We start from the raw sequence: 16,118 nt of genomic DNA, 5'->3' as shown, positions 1-16,118 counted from the left end.
CGTCCCGACCCTACCGGCGGCGGTTCAGCCGGGCAGGACCTCGTAGCGGGCCAGCCGGTGCCCGCCCAGCGCCGGGATCCGAGCGAGGACGGCGGCCAGCGTGCGGGTGGCGCGCGGCAGCCGGGTCGCGACCGCGGGCGGTGGCGTGCCGGTGTCGCAGACGTCCCGCAGCCGCAGCCCCCACGGCTCCAGCTCGCGCGGGTGCTCGCAGGTCCAGTCGGGCGTCGCCCCGCGCAGCGCCCCGGCGGCCAGCCGGTCGGCGGCCGCCCGGGACAGGACGTCGGTGACCAGGGTCGCGCCCGGGAGCATCCGCGCGACGGTGAACACGATCCGCTGCACGCCCTGCTCGGGCAGCAGCGTGAGCACCTGGTCGGACACCAGCAGGTACGGCCCGGGCAGCTCGCGGGCCAGCTCCATCCAGTCCTCGTCGAGTGCCGACCCGGCCACCAGGTGCGCCGTCGACGGGAGCAGCTCGCGCCGCAGGTCCGCGACCTCGGGCAGCTCGACGTCGACCCAGTGGGCGGGGCCGTCGGGGCCGAGCCGGCCGGCGCGGGCATCGAGTCCGGGGCCGAGCTCGACCACCGTCCCGGCCGGGTGCGTGGCGGCGAACTCGCGGACCCACTCGTCGAGCACGGCTCCCCGCAGCAGCGTGCAGAGCGTGTCGGCGCGGCCCGGCGCGTCCCCCAGGTCGAGGTCGTCGGCCAGGCCCGCGGCCGCCGGATCGCCCACCACCGGCCGGCGCCGGCGCGAGTCGCGGGCGCGCGCGGACGCGGCCGGTAGCGACGTCGACTCGATCGTCCCCAGCCGCGGCTGGCGTCGTTGCGTCACGTGTACCCCCTGGTCGCGGGAACCTACCCGGCCGGGCTGCCGTGACACGGTCGGGGCGGTGGGCGGCGCCGGGACGGCGGCCGGTGGCCGGTGAGCGGTCCGGCCGCGTGCGTTCGGCCACGTGGCTGCGGTGGGGCCGGGACCGGCCGACATGATGGGCCGCATGCGCAGCCACTTCCTCTCGCCCGGGGCGCACGGCGACGCCGGTGTCCTCTCGGTGCTGGAGCAGCGGCGCTCCGCCGGCCGGGGCGCCGGGAGCCACCGGGACGGGAACCGGGTCGCGCTCGTCGTCGGTGGCGGCGGGATGCGCGGCGCCTACGCCGGCGGGATGGTGCACGCACTGGAGGAGGCCGGCTTCGCGGGCTGCTTCGACGAGGTGTGGGGCAGCTCGGCGGGCGCGTTCGTCGGGACGGCGCTGGTGCTCGGGCACGGCGCGGACGCCGCCCGGATCTTCGCCGACGACATGGCGTGCCGCGAGTTCATCGACCCGCGCCGGTTCGGGACCCGGCGGCCGATGGTGTCGCTGGACCACCTGTTCGACCACATCCTCGTGTCGTCGAAGCCGACCGACTGGTCGTCGCTGGTGACGAGCCCGGTCCCGCTGCGGGTCATGGTCACCCGGGCCGGGGACCTGACCCCGCACGTGCTGACCGGGCTGCCCGACGGCGGCACCTGGAAGGCCGCGATGCGCGCCACGGCGGCCATCCCGCTGCTCGCCGGGCCACCGGTCCGCATCGGCGACGACGAGTGGATCGACGGCTCGGTCGGCGACCCGCTCCCGGTGGCCCGGGCGCTGCGCGGCGGGGCCACGCACGTGCTCGCGCTCATGACCCGCACCGTCGACGAGCTGGTCACCCCGCCCGTCGACGCGCGCACCCCGCTGTGGGCGCGCTCGCTGGACCGGCTGGCCCCGGGGCTCGGCCGGATGGCGCAGGACGCGTCCCGGCACGGCGAGTTCCTCGCGCTGCTCACCGACGCGGCCCACCCGGACCGGGCCGGGGCGCACCTGCTGACCCTGACCCCGCACGGCTCGGCCGGGGTCCGCGGACTGACCACCGACCGGGAGCGGGTCACCGAGGCCGCCCGGATCGGCCGCGAGACCGTCGCGGGTGTGCTGGAGCCGGCCGTCGCGGCCTGACCTGCGAGACCGGCGGCGGCCGGTCTACGGCACCGATGACTTCCGCGGGTCCCGGCGGTCACTCCCCTAGGTCGTGTTCCCGGTCGGGGCACCAGGACCGGTCCGAGGAGGAGGGGGTGAGTCCGATGCCGGGAGCACCGACGTTCCGTACCCGGACCGTGCGGCTGACGCCCGGCGAGGTCCGCCCGCACGACGAGGACGAGTGGCGGGGCGCGCTGATCGTCGTCGACTCCGGGGAGATCGAGCTCCGCTGCTCGGCCGGGGGCAGCCGCACCTTCGGCGCCGGGTCGGTGCTCTGGTTCACCGGGCTGAACCTGGTCTCGGTGCGCAACCCCGGGACCGGCGACGCCGTGTTCCGCGGGATCACCCGGGTCGCCGCCTGACCGCGCCCGGGGTCGTGCCGGAGCGTTGCCAGATCCCGTTGCGGGTCGTGACCAACCCGAGCGCGCGCGGGTCACCAACGCACGCGCCGCGGGGACGGTGGGTGTCCCACAGCTCGGCGTCGTCGAACACGGCGCCACACCCGCCGAAACGGCGGCAGCAGTGGGCCCGCTCCGGCCCGACCCACTCCCGACCGCAGCACGACATCCGCACGACCTGCACGCCGCGCACGGTACGCGCGCCCTCCGACGCTTCCGGGCCGGTCGAGCGTCGGGTGAGAGGGCGGTCACAGCCGGCCACGATCGGGCGCGGGCCGGACGGAGTATCCGGGGTCTCCTACGATCGGCTCGTCCCCGCAGCGCGCGGGGGCGACGGGGGGAGGTGGCGATGGCCGCGCTCGCGGAGCGCCTGATCGATCGGCGGCTGGGCTTCGGGGACCTGCCCGCGCCGTACGTCCGGGAACGGAACCTGCGGGTCCCGGTGTCCGACGGTGTCGTGCTGCTGGCCGACCTCTACCGCCGTCCCGGCCCGGTCGAGCCCCGGCCGACCGTGCTGATGCGGACCCCGTACGGCCGCGACGGGCTCGGCACGCTCATCGGGTCGCTGCTGGCCCGCCGCGGGTTCCAGGTCCTCGTCCAGTCCACGCGGGGCACGTTCGGCTCGGGCGGGCAGTTCCGCCCGTTCCTGCACGAGAGCTCCGACGGGCTCGACACCCTCGACTGGCTCCGCGCCCAGGACTGGTGCGACGGCCGCGTCTCCATGGTCGGCCCCAGCTACGTCGGGCACACCCAGTGGGCGGTCGCGCCGTACGCCGACCCCGGCCTGTGCTCGATGAATGCCGACATCACGGCGTCCGAGTTCACCAGCACCTTCTACCCGGGCGGCGCGCCCGGCCTGCTGAACCTGGCGAGCTGGGTGAACCAGATCGGGCGCCAGGAGCGGCTCGGGGCGCTCACCGGTTACCTGGCGACGCCGGTGTTCAGCCGCCGCAAGCGGCGTGCGGTGGCGGCGCTCCCGCTGCAGGCCGCGGACGTCGCGCTCACCGGCGCCCCGGTCGTGTTCTGGCGGGACTTCGTCGAGCACGCCGAGCAGCCGCGGGAGTTCTGGGCGCCGGCCGAGCACGACGGGTTCGACGCCGCGGCGATGCCCCCGGTCTGCATGGTCACCGGCTGGTGGGACCTGTTCGTCGACCGGCAGCTGGTCGACTTCACCGCGCTGCAGCGGGGCGGCGCGACCGCGCGGATCACGGTCGGGCCCTGGACCCACGGGGACCGCGGCTCGCTGCGGACGATCGCGCACGAGATGGTGCACTGGCTCGGCGTGCACCTCACCGGCGACGGTGGGTGCGACGGCCGGGCCCCGGTCCGTGCCTACGTCCAGCACGCCGACCGGTGGGCCGACCTGCCGTGCTGGCCGCCGCCGGACGCCCGGCCGACCGAGTGGTACCTCGCACCGGGCTCCCGCCTCCAGCCGGAGGCACCGGCGACCGCGGCCTCCCCTCCGGACCGGTTCGTCTACGACCCGGCCGATCCGACACCGACCGTCGGTGGCCCGATGCTGCAGCCGCCGTCGAAGCAGCAGGACAACCGCGCCGTCGAGGCCCGCGACGACGTGCTCGTCTACACCGGACCACCGCTGGCGTCCGACCTGGACCTGCTCGGCGAGGTGTCGGCCGTGGTGTACGTGCGGACCGACTCCGGGACCGGGGACGTGTTCGTCCGGGTGTGCGACGTGGCGCCGGACGGGACCTCGCTGAACGTCACCGACGCGATCCACCGGCTCGTCCCGGGCCGGGAGGCGACCGCGCCGGACGGCACGATCGTCGTGCGGATGGCGCTGAGCCCGACCGGGTACCGGGTGCGGGCCGGGCACCGGCTGCGGGTGCAGGTCGCCGCGGCCGCGTTCCCGCGGTTCGCCCGCAACCACGGCACCGGCGAGCGCGCGTCGGCGGCCGTCACCGGCCGTCCGATCCGCTACGAGGTGCTGCACGGGCCCGCCCACCCCTCGCACGTGGTGCTTCCGCACCACGGCTGACCGGGAAACGAACGAACCCCGCTCCGGTTCCGGAGCGGGGTTCCGGCAACGGCACGGTCCGCCGATTCCGGGGAGACGGCCCCGGAATCGGCGGGCCGGCACGGCCGGTCGCAGATCAGTCGGCTCAGTCGTCGATGTTGGTCTGCGAGGTCGAGCCCGGGGAGCACTCGGAGACGCTCGGCGCGTCCTCCCCGTTGGTGGCCGGGCCACCCAGCACACCCAGGATGCTGACGGCGACGTCCGCGTCGTTCAGCGAGCAGGACAGCACGTTGGTGTTGTTCAGCGCGTTGACGTCGCCCACGTTGACCAGGCCGTTCTGGCTGCTGACGCGGTCGGAGTCGATGTTGTTGATCTGGTCGGCGTGCACCTTGCCGCCGTGGCCGTGCCCGTGACCGTGGCCACCGTCACCGGCGAACGCCAGCGGCGAGACGGCGAGCAGGCCCGCGGTGACGCCGGCGGTGACGATTCCAGCCTTCTTCAGCACAGTTGTTTCTCCGTTGTGTACGGGGCCCGTTCCGGACCTGCGTGTTCGGCGTGGGTTTCGGGAGCCCCGCCGATGTACGGAACGCTATCGGGCCGTTCCCCGATCCAACGAATTCCTTACCACCATCGGACGAGCGACACTACTTTCAGCGAGGATACTGCTCTTTTCCGGCATCCGGATTCTCGCTTTCCCGGCACGTCCGGACGCACGCCGCGACGGGACGTCACGGTGATCGACCCGAACGGCCGCGTATCCTTTCCGGAAATCACGCTCGGTGATCTCCTCCCGACACGGTCGCGTGACCGTGTCACCCTGTCGTGCCGGCCGCCCGGCCCGTCCGCCGGTCGCCGCGGGCGCGACCCTGGGTGCGTTCGCCCTGTTCATGCTGTACTTCACCCGCTACTCGAGACACCACCTGGTGGCCGCCGCACCCGACGAGGAGTTCGCGGCGCTGGCGGCGGCGGAGGAGGAGCTGACGTGACCCGGCGCCGGGCCGCACTCGGCGGCCACACCTACGAGTTCGCGGACCTGAAGACGCTGCTGGCCGCGGCCACCCCGGAGCGGTCCGGGGACGTGCTGGCCGGGATCGCGGCGTCCTCCGAGCAGGAGCGGGTCGCGGCCCAGGGCCTGCTCGCCGACCTGCCGCTGGACGTCTTCCTGGACGAGCACGTCGTCCCGTACGCCGACGACGACGTCACCCGGCTGATCCTCGACTCGCACGACCCGGCCGCGTTCGCGCCGGTCGCCTCGATGACCGTCGGCGAGTTCCGTGAACACCTGCTCGACCCGTCCACCGACACCACCGCGCTGGCACCCGGGCTCACCCCGGAGATGGTCGCCGCGACGTCCAAGCTGATGCGGCTGCAGGACCTGGTCGCCGTCGGCCGCCGCACCCCGGTGGTCACCGCGTTCCGGTCCACGATCGGGCTGCCGGGGACGCTGGCGACCCGGCTGCAGCCCAACCACCCGACCGACGACCCGAGCGGCGTGACGGCGTCCATCGTGGACGGCCTGCTGCTGGGCTGCGGGGACGCCGTCGTCGGGATCAACCCGGCCGGTGACTCGCCGCAGCGCACCACCGAGCTGCTGCACCTGCTCGACGAGATCCGCACCCGCTACGACATCCCGACCCAGTCCTGCGTGCTCACGCACGTCACCACGTCGATCGAGATCATGGAACGCGGCGCCCCCGTGGACCTCGTGTTCCAGTCGATCGCGGGGACCCAGGCGGCGAACGAGGGGTTCGGCGTCACCCTCGAGCTCCTGCGCGAGGCGCACGAGGCCGCGCTGGCGATGGGGCGGGGCACGGTCGGCACGAACTGCATGTACTTCGAGACCGGGCAGGGCAGCGCGCTGTCCGCCGACGCCCACCACGGGGTCGACCAGCAGACCCTGGAGGCCAGGGCCTACGCCGTCGCCCGTGCCTTCGATCCGCTGCTGGTCAACACCGTCGTCGGGTTCATCGGGCCCGAGTACCTGCGCGACGGCAAGCAGATCACCCGGGCCGGGCTGGAGGACCACGTCTGCGGGAAGCTGCTGGGTGTCCCGATGGGCGTCGACGTCTGCTACACCAACCACGCCGAGGCCGACGCCGACGACACCGACGCGCTTCTCACGCTGCTCGGGGCGGCGGGATGCTCGTTCGTGATCTGCGTGCCCGGCGGGGACGACGTGATGCTGCACTACCAGTCGCTGTCCTTCCACGACGCGCTCTACGCCCGCCAGGTGCTGGGGCTGCGCCCGGCGCCCGAGTTCGCGTCCTGGCTCTCGGCGATGGACCTGCTCGACGACGACGGCCGCGTCCGGGAGCTCCCCGCCTCCGCGGTGAAGGCCCTGACGGCGGGTGTGCGATGAACGACCCGCTCGAGGTCCTGCGTGCCTCCACCCGGGCCCGGGTCGCCCTCGGCCGGGCCGGGGACGCGCTACCGACCGCCCGGCTGCTGGAGCTGCGGGCCGCGCACGCCGCCGCCCGGGACGCCGTCCACTCCCCGCTCGACGTCGACGCGCTGGCCGGGGAGATCGCCGGGCTCGGCGTGCCGACCCTGCGTGCGGCGGGCGCGCCCCGCGACCGGGACGAGTACCTGACGCGGCCGGACCTCGGCCGCCGGCTCGCGTCCGGTGTGGAGCTCCCGCGGGGCGAGTACGACGTCGTCCTCGTCGTCGCCGACGGGCTGTCACCCCCGGCGGTGCAGGAGCACGCCGCCGGGCTGCTCGCCGAGATCCTGGACCGGCTGGCGGGCTGGCGGGTGGCCCCGGTCGTCATCGCCACCCAGGCGCGGGTGGCCCTCGGCGACGAGGTCGCCACCGCGGTCGGCGCCCGGAGCGTGGTGGTGCTGATCGGTGAGCGCCCGGGGATGAGCTCGGTCGACTCGCTCGGCGTCTACTTCACCTACGACGCCCGGCGCGGCCGACGGGACTCGGAACGCAACTGCATCTCCAACGTCCGGCCGCCGCACGGGACCGGGTACGCGGCAGCCGCGACGACGCTCGCGCTGCTGATGAGTGAGGCGCGGCGGCTGAAGCTGTCGGGGGTCGGGTTGAAGGCGGGCCCGGCGCTGCCGGCCGGCTGACCCGCCGTCAGACCAGGAGGGAGACCATGTCCGACTACGGACGGCCGCTGCAGTTCGGGATCTTCCCCTCGCCGGACGCCGGCGACGCGGACGAGGTCCTGGAGCCTGTCCTGCTGGCCGACGAGCTGGGCCTCGACCTGGCCGGGATCCAGGACCACCCCTACCAGGCCCGGCACCTCGACGCGTGGACCCTGCTCGCGGTCGCGGCCGCCCGGACGCGGCGGGTGCGGCTGTTCCTCGACGTGGCCGATCTGCCGCTGCGCCCGCCGGCGATGCTGGCGAAGGCGGCGGCGAGCCTGGACGTGCTCACCGGTGGCCGGGTCGAGGTGGGCCTCGGCGCGGGCGCGTTCTGGGACGGGATCGCCGCGATGGGCGGCGCGCGCCGGACCCCCGGTGAGGCGGTGGCCGCCGTCGAGGAGGCCGTCGCGGTGTGCCGGGCGATGTGGTCCGGCGAGCGGTCCGTGCGGGTCGAGGGCCGCCACTACGGGTTGGCAGGCGTGCACCCGGGCCCGGCGCCCGCACATCCGATCGGGATCTGGCTCGGCGCGATCGGGCCACGGATGCTGGCGCTGACCGGGCGCTCCGCCGACGGGTGGGTGCCCTCCACGCCCTTCGTCCCGCCCGAGAAGCTCGCGGACGCCCACGCCCGGATCGACGAGGCGGCCACCGCGGCCGGGCGCGACCCGGCGCAGGTGCAGCGGGTCTACAACGTGTTCGGGTCGATCGACGACCGCTCCGGCGGCTTCCTGCACGGCCCGCCCGCGCAGTGGGTCGACGAGCTCACCGGGCTGGTGGTCGAGCGCGGCATGGACTCGTTCGTGTTCGGCCCGGACGGCGGCGACCCGGTGACGCAGATCCGCCGGTTCGCCGAGGAGGTCGCGCCGGGAGTCCGGGACGCGGTCGCCGAGCACCGCGGGACCGACTGACGGGGCCGCACCCGCGTGGCTCGACGAGGGGCGAGCACCGTTTACGTCCCCGGCGCCCGGGGTATCCGGGCCGATCCGGAGGAGGTGGGCGATGGGCCTGCTTCGTGGAATCAACGGGCTGGTGTCCGGCCTGCTCGGCGCCGTGACGGGCGTGCTCTCGGCGGTGCTGCGCGGGGTGCTCGCGCTCGTGCTGGCGCTGCTCGGGACGGTGCTGCTCCTGGTCGGCGCCGTTCTCTGCGTGACGATCCTGCTGCTGCCGCTGGGGATCCCGGTCGTGGTCCTCGCGCTGTCGCTCTACGCGAACGCGGCGAAGCTCCTGGTCCCCGGCAGCACGCGGGCCGAGGAACTGGCCCGCCGGGGCGAGGACGCGCTGCGGGGCCGCGGTCGACGGCTCCGCCGGCGCCTGCACCTGGCGGGGTGAGCGATGATCCGCGCGCTGCGGGCGGTCGCCGCGGTGCTGCTGTTCGTGCTGGGCACCGTGCTCCTCGTCGTGGCGCTCGTGCTGTGCCTGACGGCGGTGCTGCTGCCGCTCGGGCTCGTGATCGGCTTCGCCGCGCTGTGGCTGTGGGCACTCGGGTTCCGGCTGCTGCTGCCACGGAAGGCCGACGTGCAGCGCCGGCTGCGCACGCGCCTGCACGTGCGCGAGATCCGCGGCGCGCTCAGCTCGGCCGCCCGGCCGTCGAAGCGCACCCGCAGGCGGACGCGGAAGCGGGTCCGCGCGGTGCGCCGGCGGCTGGGTGCGTGACGCCGGGTACCGGCACACTCGCCGCATGAAGTACGTGTTGCTGATCTGCGACGACGAGACGGACCCGCCCACCAACGACGAGCTGCGCGACGACCCGGTGCACCAGGCGTGGTGGGAGGACGTGCAACGGCGCGGCGGCCTGATCGTCGGGGAGCGGCTGCGCCCGGTGGTGGACGCGACCACGGTGCGGGTGCGGGAGGGTGAGACGCTCGTGAGCGACGGGCCGTTCGCCGAGACCAAGGACGTCGTGGGCGGCATCGTGATGATCGAATGCCCGAACCTGGACGACGCCATCGCCGTCGCCGAGGGCCACCCCTACGCGCGCCGCGGCGGCATCGAGATCCGCCCGGTCTGGGAATGACGGCGTCCGGCGCGCAGGTCCGGGCCGCGGTCGAGGCCGCCTACCGCGACGAGTGGGGCCAGGTGGTCGCGACCCTCATCGGGGCGACCGGGGACTGGGATCTCGCCGAGGACTGCGCGCAGGAGGCGTTCGCCCGCGCGCTCACGACCTGGCAGCGCGACGGTGTCCCGCAGCGTCCCGGCGCCTGGCTGACCGCGACGGCCCGCAACCGGGCGACCGACCGGCTGCGCCGTGACGCCGCCGGGGCGGCCAAGCTGCGCCAGCTCGCCGTCCTGGAGCGGGACCCGGGCGAGCCGCCGGTGTCCGAGGTGCCCGACGACCGCCTGCGGCTGATCTTCACGTGCTGCCATCCCGCGCTGCCGTTCCCGGCCCGGGTCGCGCTCACCCTCCGGACGCTGGCCGGCCTGAGCACCGCCGAGATCGCGCGGGCGTTCCTGACCGCCGAACCGGCGACGGCCCAGCGCATCGTCCGGGCGAAACGCAAGATCGCCGAGGCCGGCATCCCGTACCGGGTGCCGCCCGCCGAGCTCCTCCCGCAGCGGCTCCCGGCCGTCCTCGCGGTCCTCTACCTGATCTTCAACCAGGGCTACGACGAGCTCCTCGACGGCGCCGCCGAGACCCGCGACCTGGCCGCCGAGGGTATCCGGCTGGCCCGTGTCCTGACCGGCCTGATGCCCGGCGAACCCGAGGCCGGCGGGCTGCTCGCGCTGATGCTGCTGCACGAGGCCCGGCGCGCGACCCGCACCCGGGACGGCGTCCTCGTCCCGCTCGAGGACCAGGACCGGTCCCGCTGGGACCGTGCGCTGATCGACGAGGGCACGGCGGTGCTCGACCGGGCCCTCGCGGCGCGCCGGGCCGGGCCGTACCAGCTGCAGGCCGCGATCGCGGCCCACCACGCGGGCGCCCCGGACACCGCCCGGACCGACTGGCCCCGGATCGCGGAGCTGTACGGCGAGCTGGCCCGGCTCGCACCGTCCCCGGTGGTGGAGCTCAACCGGGCGGTGGCGGTCGCGATGGCCGGCGACGTCCCGGCCGGGCTGCAGCTGGTCGGCGAGCTCACCGCGTCCGGGCGGCTCGCCGGCTACCACCTGCTGCCCGCGACCCGGGCCGACCTGCTGCGCCGCGCCGGCCGGACCGGCGAGGCGGCGGCCGCGTACGAGGAGGCCCTGGCACTGGCCCCGACGGAGGCCGAGCGCCGCTACCTCGCGCGCCGCCTGCAGGGGCTGTGAACCCGCCGGAAATCGTTCCGGCCGGGTGTCGATTCCGGGCGGCGCCCTTCGTCGGTGGGGCGACGGACCACCGACCCGAAGGGACGCACTCATGAGCATCGACGCGACCACCCCCGTTCCCGAGGTCGTCGACCGGGCCACCTGGCAGGCCGCGATCGACGAGCTGCGGACGCGGGAGAAGGCGCACACCCGGGAGGGCGACGCCATCGCGGCGGCCCGGCGGCGGCTGCCCATGGTGGAGCTCGACCCGACGATCACGCTCACCGGCCCGGACGGGCCGGTCACGCTGCTGGACGCGTTCGAGGGGCGCCGCCAGCTCGTCGCCTACTACTTCATGTGGTCCCCGGGACGGCCGGCGGCGGACCAGTGCGAGGGCTGCACGCACTACACGACCCAGGTCGCCGAGCTGTCCTACCTGCACTCCCGCGACGTCACCTACGCGGTGTTCTGCCAGGGTCCCTACGACGAGAGCAGCCGGTACCGCGACTTCATGGGCTGGGAGGTGCCCTGGTACTCCGTGCAGGGGTCGGTCGAGTCCCTGCTGGTCGGCCGCGACATCGGCCTCATGTACCTGGTCTGCTACCTCCGCGACGGCGACCGGGTGTTCGAGACCTACTGGACGACCCGCCGCGGTGTCGAGGCCATGGACTACAGCTACGCGCTGATGGACCTCACCGTGTACGGGCGTCAGGAGCCCTGGGAGGACTCGCCGGCGGGCTGGCCGGGGCCGTTCCAGGTCGACGGTTCGCTGCAGTGGACCAACAACTTCCGGACCGGCGGACGCCCGACGGCGCAGTGGTCACGGCTCGCAGCCGGGCGCTCCGACGACCTCGGCACACGCGTTCCCGACGACGGCCGGGCCGCGGCGCCGGGCGGGTGCTGCCACGGGTGACGCGGTGCGTGGGCGGGGCGCGCGACCCCGCCCACGCGCGCGACCGAACGCCCGGGCGGTGTGCCCGGCGTGCCCGCGCCGGGCCGGCTCAGCCCGGGACCGAGCCGAGCACGCGGAGGACGAGGAAGAACGGCAGCGCCAGCAGCGCGAGCTTCCAGAACGCCCAACGGGCACGTCGGCGCACGATCAGCCAGGTCACGAGCGCGGCGAGCAGCGTGGCCACCAGCAGCGACCCCGTGACCCGACCGGCCGCCTCCGCCGACGGAGGGGCCCCGGCCACCGCGAAGGTCAGGATCAGGCTGACCGCGGCCCAGCAGGCCGCCGCCAGCACGCTCCGGCCGAACCCGTTGCCGCCACCAGCGGCCGGGACGGCGCGGCCGGACATGTCTTCGGTCTTCCCCCCGGAAGTGCTCATGCCGATGATCATGGCAAGCCGCGTGCCGCGACGCACCCACGGGGGCGCGGGTTCCACCGGCCGGTCCGTGCGGGTGCCGCCACCGGTCCTGGGGCAGAGTGTGCCGGGCGGGCGACGAGCGGGGACACGGCATGGGCGAGGCAACCGGCGTGACGGTCGGATGGCCCCTCGCGGGCGCGCTCGTGGCCCTGGTGCTCCTGGCCGTGGCCGCCGGCCGGGGTGCGGGGCTGGGCACCGCCCGCCCGGTCGTCGTCGCATCGGTGCGCGCGGTGGTGCAGCTCGCCGCGGTCGCCGCCGTCATCGTGGCATTGATCCGCACGTGGTCCGGCACGGCGGCGTTCGTCGCGCTGATGGTGGGCGTCGCGACGTGGACCGCGGCGCGGCGCATGACCCGGGACCGGACCGGGCTGCTGGCCGGTGTCGCGATCGTCGCCGGCGTCGGCCCGGTGCTGACCGTGGTCCTGGCACTCGGCGCGGTGCCGCTGACCGGGATCGCGGTCGTCCCGGTCGCCGGGATCGTGATCGGCGGGGCGATGACGGGGTCCTCGCTGGCCGGTCGCCGGGCCCTCGACGAGCTCGCCGGACGCCGCGGCGAGTACGAGGCCGCGCTGGCACTCGGGTTGCTCCCCCGGGACGCGGCGCTGCTGCTGATCCGCCGCTCCGGCGCGGACGCGCTGGTCCCGGCGCTCGACCAGACCCGCACGGTCGGACTCGTCACCCTGCCCGGCGCCTTCGTCGGCGTCCTGATCGGCAGCGGTGACCCGGTCCAGGCCGCCGCCGCGCAGGTCCTCGTCCTGGTCGCGCTGCTGGCCGCGGAGTCCGTCGCGGTCGCCGTGGTGATCGAGCTGGTGGCCCGCGGGCGGCTCCGGCGACCGCCCGGCCGCGGCGCTGGTCCCGGTGGTCCGGCACGGTCGCGGTGACCACGTGACCGGGCCGGCACCCGGTACGGCGCCGGACGACGAGAAAGGCCCCCGGATCCGGCGTTTCCGCTGGTCGGGGGCCTCCCTCATCCCTGGTGGCTGGTCCAGGATTCGAACCTGGGAAGGCTAAGCCGACGGATTTACAGTCCGCTCCCTTTGGCCGCTCGGGCAACCAGCCGGGGTGCACATCGCTCTCGCTGAGTGCGTGAACGAGGATACGACACGACCCGACGGGCCCCGACGAGGGGGCCCACCCCCGAGGAGGAGCGAGATGGCCGACCCGTCGTTCGACGTCGTGAGCAAGGTGGACCGCCAGGAGGTCGACAACGCGCTGAACCAGGCCGCGAAGGAGCTCTCGCAACGGTTCGACTTCCGCGGCACGAACACCACGGTCTCGTGGGCCGGCGAGGAGGCGGTGACCTTCGAGTCGGACACCGAGGAGCGGCTGCGCGCCGGGATCGACGTCTTCAAGGAGAAGCTGGTCAAGCGCGGGATCTCGCTGAAGGCGTTCGAGGCCGACGAACCCGCGATCTCCGGCAAGGTCTACAAGGCCAACGGCAAGATCCTGCAGGGCATCGCGCAGGACAAGGCCAAGGAGATCAGCAAGGCGATCCGGGACGAGAAGCTCAAGGGCGTCCAGGCCCAGATCCAGGGCGATCAGCTGCGCGTCTCCGGGAAGAAGAAGGACGACCTGCAGGCCGTCATCGCGCTGCTGAAGGGGAAGGACTTCGGGATCGCGCTACAGTTCACGAACTACCGATGACCACCGGCCCTGACCTGCACGACCTGCAGGTCGGGGGCCGATGGCACGAGGGCGACGTCACGCAGGAGCGCCGAGCGGCGGGTGCTCGAGGACCCGTGGCCGGTACTCGACCATCTGGATGCGGCCGTCGAAGGTGCGGTGATCGATCATCTCGAGGGCGACGTCCGGGTAGCCGTCGTAGATGCGTTCGGCGCCGGTGGCGCCGGTGATCACCGGGAACATCCCGACCCGGAAGCGGTCGACGAGTCCGGCCTCGAGCAGGGACCGGCACAGGCTGAGGCTGCCGATCGTGCTGAGGATCCCCGGGCCGTTCTCCTTCATGCCGCGGACCGCCTCGACGGCGTCGTCGCTGACGAGGGTGGAGTTGGCCCAGGTCAGCGGCCCCTCGAGCGAGGAGGAGAACACCACCTTGGACGCTCGCGTGAGCTGGTCGACGGACGCCTCCTCCTCGGCCCGGAACTCGTCCTGGCCACTGGGGACCTCGCCGGCGGCGAAACCCGACATCAGGCGGTAGGTGTTCGCTCCCATGAGGTAGGTGACCTCGGGCTGTTCGCCGAGCCAGGCCAGGTACTCCGGGCCCTCGAGGCCCCAGAACCCGGGCCAGCCCTCCCCCGACGCGTAGCCGTCCAGGGAGGTGATGAAGTCGACGAGAAGCTCGGCCATGGCGGTGTCCTTTCCTGGGTGTCACGAACTCGGACCGGCCGCGGGCCCCGAACTCATCGGGTCGCGCGGTCGCGTCCGCTCCCGAACGGCGTTCCGTCACCGACGGCCGGTCCGGGTCGCCAGCCACGCCCCGGCGAGGATCAGGACGGTCCCGCCGACCGTGCGCGGCCCGACCGGCTCGGCCAGCAGCAGGGCTCCGCACACGACGGCGACGACCGGCGCGACGTAGGTGATCAGCGCGGCGCGGTCGGGGCCGGCCAGCCCGATCAGGGCGAAGAACGAGACCAGACCGGCCGCCGTCGCTCCGAGGCCCAGCGCGGCCACCGCGCCCACCCCCACCGCCGACGGCGACGGGACCGGCTCCGCGACGACCGCCAGCACCGACAGCACCGGCGCCGCGACCGCCAGCACCCCGGCGACCACGACGACGGCGGGGACGTCGGAGAACCACCGCTCGACGAGGACGGCGCCGACGCCGTAGCAGGCGGCTGCCGTCACGATCAGCGGGACGCCCGGACCGGCCCCCGCCACACCGAGCAGGACCACCACACCGGTGAACCCGATCGCGAGCCCGACGACCGTGACCGGACCGGGGCGGGTCCGGCTGCCCAGCAGCAGCCCCACGAGCAGGACGAACATCGGCTCGGTCGCGATCAGCACGCCCGCCAGGCCGGACGCGACCGTCAGCTCCCCGAGCGGGATCAGGCTGAACGGCACCACGATCTCGATCACCGCGAGCGCGGCGAGCCGTCCACCGCGCCCGCGCAGCAGTGCCCGCCGCCGGACCGCGACCGGGGCCAGGACCGCCGCCGCGAGCACCACCCGGCCGGCCGCCGTCCACAACGGACCGACGCCGTCCCGGAGGGCGAGCCCGATGAACAGGTACGGCACCCCCCACAGCACGGACACCGCGGCGAACAGCGCCCATGCGCGGCCGGTCATGCGCTCCATGCCGCCACGGTAGGAACACGGGCCCGCCGCCGGAACGTCGTTCCTGATCCACCCGGACCGGCGGCGTTCAGAGACCCGAGGCCAGGACGAGGATCACCGACCCGTGCGTGACGGTCGCGGCGAGCACCCCGTGCCTCTGCCGGACCCACGCGCACGCCAGGCCCTCGGCGAGGGTGAAGGCGAGCACCGGCCAGCCGAGACCGGTCACGGTCGAGGCGAGGAAGACGTGCCCGGCGGCGAAGAGCAGGCCGGACAGCAGCACGGTCCGCACCGGTCCGTGGCCGAGCGGACCGGACAGGTATCCCTGCAGCAGCCCGCGGAACAGCACCTCCTCCATCAGGTTCCCGCCGAACGCGAGCACCGCCAGGGCCGGGAGCAGCACCGTCGCCACCTCGCCGCCGCGCAGCTGCACCGGCACCGTCCACAGCAGCGCGACCACCGGGACCAGGACCACCGCGGCGGCGCCGAGCGCGCTCACCAGCGCCCGCGGGCCGAGCCCGCCCCACACGACCAGCCCGCGCAGGTCCCGCGGCCCGTACGCGACCGCGAGCGCAAGGAGCACACCGGACGCCCCGAGTCCGGTGAGGACGATCGGGTCCGGGGCGAACCGCAACCACGGTGCCCCACCCGGTGTGGTGCCGAGCGTCCACAGGCCGAGCGGCGTCATCGCGTCGCGCAGCAGGACGAAGCCGAGCAGCAGGACGACGATCCGCAACAGCGGCGACGACCGCCCGAGCACCACGAAGGTCACGCCCAGCACGACCGCGCCCGGGGCGAGCCGCAACGGGTAGTCGATGAGGAACACGCTGGTCACGGGC

At 74.7% G+C, this 16,118-nt stretch carries 20 protein-coding genes and 1 tRNA gene; 14 read left to right on the top strand and 7 right to left on the bottom strand.

The features are described from left to right. Positions 1-24: 24 nt before the first annotated feature. Positions 25-828 (bottom strand): class I SAM-dependent methyltransferase, encoded by an 804-nt coding sequence (locus H7X46_RS01105; protein WP_186357624.1) that lies wholly within the window; start codon positions 826-828, stop codon positions 25-27. Between the two features lie 163 nt (positions 829-991). On the opposite strand from H7X46_RS01105, the gene H7X46_RS01100 reads away from it, so the two are divergent. The 3 genes from H7X46_RS01100 to H7X46_RS01090 all read left to right on the top strand — a co-directional run bounded on the left by H7X46_RS01100 (position 992) and on the right by H7X46_RS01090 (position 4,381). Beyond that, positions 992-1,966, top strand: coding sequence for a patatin family protein (locus tag H7X46_RS01100; protein WP_186357623.1), 975 nt, complete (start codon positions 992-994; stop codon positions 1,964-1,966). Positions 1,967-2,082: 116 nt separating this feature from the next. Next, positions 2,083-2,349, top strand: coding sequence for a cupin domain-containing protein (locus H7X46_RS01095; RefSeq protein ID WP_186357622.1), 267 nt, complete (start codon positions 2,083-2,085; stop codon positions 2,347-2,349). Between the two features lie 385 nt (positions 2,350-2,734). Further along, complete coding sequence (locus H7X46_RS01090; protein WP_186357621.1) at positions 2,735-4,381, top strand: CocE/NonD family hydrolase; 1,647 nt, start codon at positions 2,735-2,737, stop codon at positions 4,379-4,381. Positions 4,382-4,505: 124 nt separating this feature from the next. On the opposite strand, the gene H7X46_RS01085 is transcribed toward H7X46_RS01090, so the two are convergent. Further along, entirely contained in the window at positions 4,506-4,865 is a 360-nt protein-coding gene (locus tag H7X46_RS01085; RefSeq protein ID WP_186357620.1) for a hypothetical protein, read from the bottom strand. 304 nt (positions 4,866-5,169) lie between these two features. Here H7X46_RS01085 and H7X46_RS01080 point away from each other — a divergent pair, with 304 nt between their 5' ends. The 9 genes from H7X46_RS01080 (at position 5,170) to H7X46_RS01040 (ending at position 11,588) form a co-directional block, all read left to right on the top strand. Then, entirely contained in the window at positions 5,170-5,346 is a 177-nt protein-coding gene (locus H7X46_RS01080) for a hypothetical protein (RefSeq protein ID WP_222131160.1), read from the top strand. Further along, positions 5,343-6,719, top strand: coding sequence for an ethanolamine ammonia-lyase subunit EutB (locus H7X46_RS01075; protein ID WP_186357619.1), 1,377 nt, complete (start codon positions 5,343-5,345; stop codon positions 6,717-6,719). The genes H7X46_RS01080 and H7X46_RS01075 overlap by 4 nt, the downstream gene beginning before the upstream one ends. Beyond that, on the top strand, positions 6,716-7,435 hold the full coding sequence (eutC, locus tag H7X46_RS01070; RefSeq protein WP_186357618.1) for an ethanolamine ammonia-lyase subunit EutC: 720 nt from the start codon (positions 6,716-6,718) through the stop codon (positions 7,433-7,435). Before H7X46_RS01075 ends, eutC begins: the two co-directional genes overlap by 4 nt. Positions 7,436-7,461: 26 nt before the next feature. Then, the gene (locus tag H7X46_RS01065) at positions 7,462-8,361 is read left to right on the top strand and encodes an LLM class flavin-dependent oxidoreductase (protein ID WP_186357617.1); all 900 of its coding nucleotides are present in this window, start codon (positions 7,462-7,464) and stop codon (positions 8,359-8,361) included. 91 nt (positions 8,362-8,452) lie between these two features. Then, positions 8,453-8,782 (top strand): hypothetical protein, encoded by a 330-nt coding sequence (locus H7X46_RS28970; protein ID WP_222131159.1) that lies wholly within the window; start codon positions 8,453-8,455, stop codon positions 8,780-8,782. Positions 8,783-8,785: 3 nt separating this feature from the next. After that, positions 8,786-9,106: a hypothetical protein gene (locus H7X46_RS01055; protein ID WP_186357616.1), complete on the top strand. Its 321-nt coding sequence runs from the start codon at positions 8,786-8,788 to the stop codon at positions 9,104-9,106. A 25-nt stretch (positions 9,107-9,131) separates the two neighbouring features. Then, a complete protein-coding gene (locus H7X46_RS01050; RefSeq protein ID WP_186357615.1) occupies positions 9,132-9,467 on the top strand; it encodes a YciI family protein in 336 nt (111 codons plus the stop codon). Continuing rightward, positions 9,464-10,696: an RNA polymerase sigma factor gene (locus H7X46_RS01045; RefSeq protein WP_186357614.1), complete on the top strand. Its 1,233-nt coding sequence runs from the start codon at positions 9,464-9,466 to the stop codon at positions 10,694-10,696. The genes H7X46_RS01050 and H7X46_RS01045 overlap by 4 nt, the downstream gene beginning before the upstream one ends. Positions 10,697-10,787: 91 nt before the next feature. Then, on the top strand, positions 10,788-11,588 hold the full coding sequence (locus H7X46_RS01040; protein WP_186357613.1) for a DUF899 family protein: 801 nt from the start codon (positions 10,788-10,790) through the stop codon (positions 11,586-11,588). An 88-nt stretch (positions 11,589-11,676) separates the two neighbouring features. Here the strand turns inward: H7X46_RS01040 and H7X46_RS01035 are convergent, their stop codons facing one another. Continuing rightward, on the bottom strand, positions 11,677-12,003 hold the full coding sequence (locus tag H7X46_RS01035) for a hypothetical protein (RefSeq protein WP_186357612.1): 327 nt from the start codon (positions 12,001-12,003) through the stop codon (positions 11,677-11,679). A gap of 131 nt (positions 12,004-12,134) precedes the next feature. Between H7X46_RS01035 and H7X46_RS01030 the strand changes: the two genes are divergently transcribed. Beyond that, entirely contained in the window at positions 12,135-12,923 is a 789-nt protein-coding gene (locus tag H7X46_RS01030) for an ABC transporter permease (RefSeq protein WP_186357611.1), read from the top strand. Between the two features lie 93 nt (positions 12,924-13,016). Here the strand turns inward: H7X46_RS01030 and H7X46_RS01025 are convergent. Further along, positions 13,017-13,101 (bottom strand) — tRNA-Tyr (locus H7X46_RS01025). Positions 13,102-13,194: 93 nt separating this feature from the next. Between H7X46_RS01025 and H7X46_RS01020 the strand changes: the two genes are divergently transcribed. Then, complete coding sequence (locus H7X46_RS01020) at positions 13,195-13,686, top strand: YajQ family cyclic di-GMP-binding protein (RefSeq protein ID WP_186357610.1); 492 nt, start codon at positions 13,195-13,197, stop codon at positions 13,684-13,686. A gap of 57 nt (positions 13,687-13,743) precedes the next feature. On the opposite strand, the gene H7X46_RS01015 is transcribed toward H7X46_RS01020, so the two are convergent. The 3 genes from H7X46_RS01015 to H7X46_RS01005 all read right to left on the bottom strand — a co-directional run bounded on the left by H7X46_RS01015 (position 13,744) and on the right by H7X46_RS01005 (position 16,114). Beyond that, positions 13,744-14,349: a dihydrofolate reductase family protein gene (locus tag H7X46_RS01015; RefSeq protein WP_186357609.1), complete on the bottom strand. Its 606-nt coding sequence runs from the start codon at positions 14,347-14,349 to the stop codon at positions 13,744-13,746. Positions 14,350-14,445: 96 nt separating this feature from the next. Then, the gene (locus H7X46_RS01010) at positions 14,446-15,300 is read right to left on the bottom strand and encodes a DMT family transporter (RefSeq protein WP_186357608.1); all 855 of its coding nucleotides are present in this window, start codon (positions 15,298-15,300) and stop codon (positions 14,446-14,448) included. Positions 15,301-15,367: 67 nt separating this feature from the next. Next, entirely contained in the window at positions 15,368-16,114 is a 747-nt protein-coding gene (locus H7X46_RS01005) for a CPBP family intramembrane glutamic endopeptidase (RefSeq protein WP_222131158.1), read from the bottom strand. Positions 16,115-16,118: the final 4 nt, after the last annotated feature.

The organism is Pseudonocardia sp. C8 (assembly GCF_014267175.1).
Classification (GTDB): domain Bacteria; phylum Actinomycetota; class Actinomycetes; order Mycobacteriales; family Pseudonocardiaceae; genus Pseudonocardia.
The sequence above is the reverse complement of the archived record's forward strand: the minus strand, read 5'-3'. Positions and strand labels throughout refer to the sequence as shown.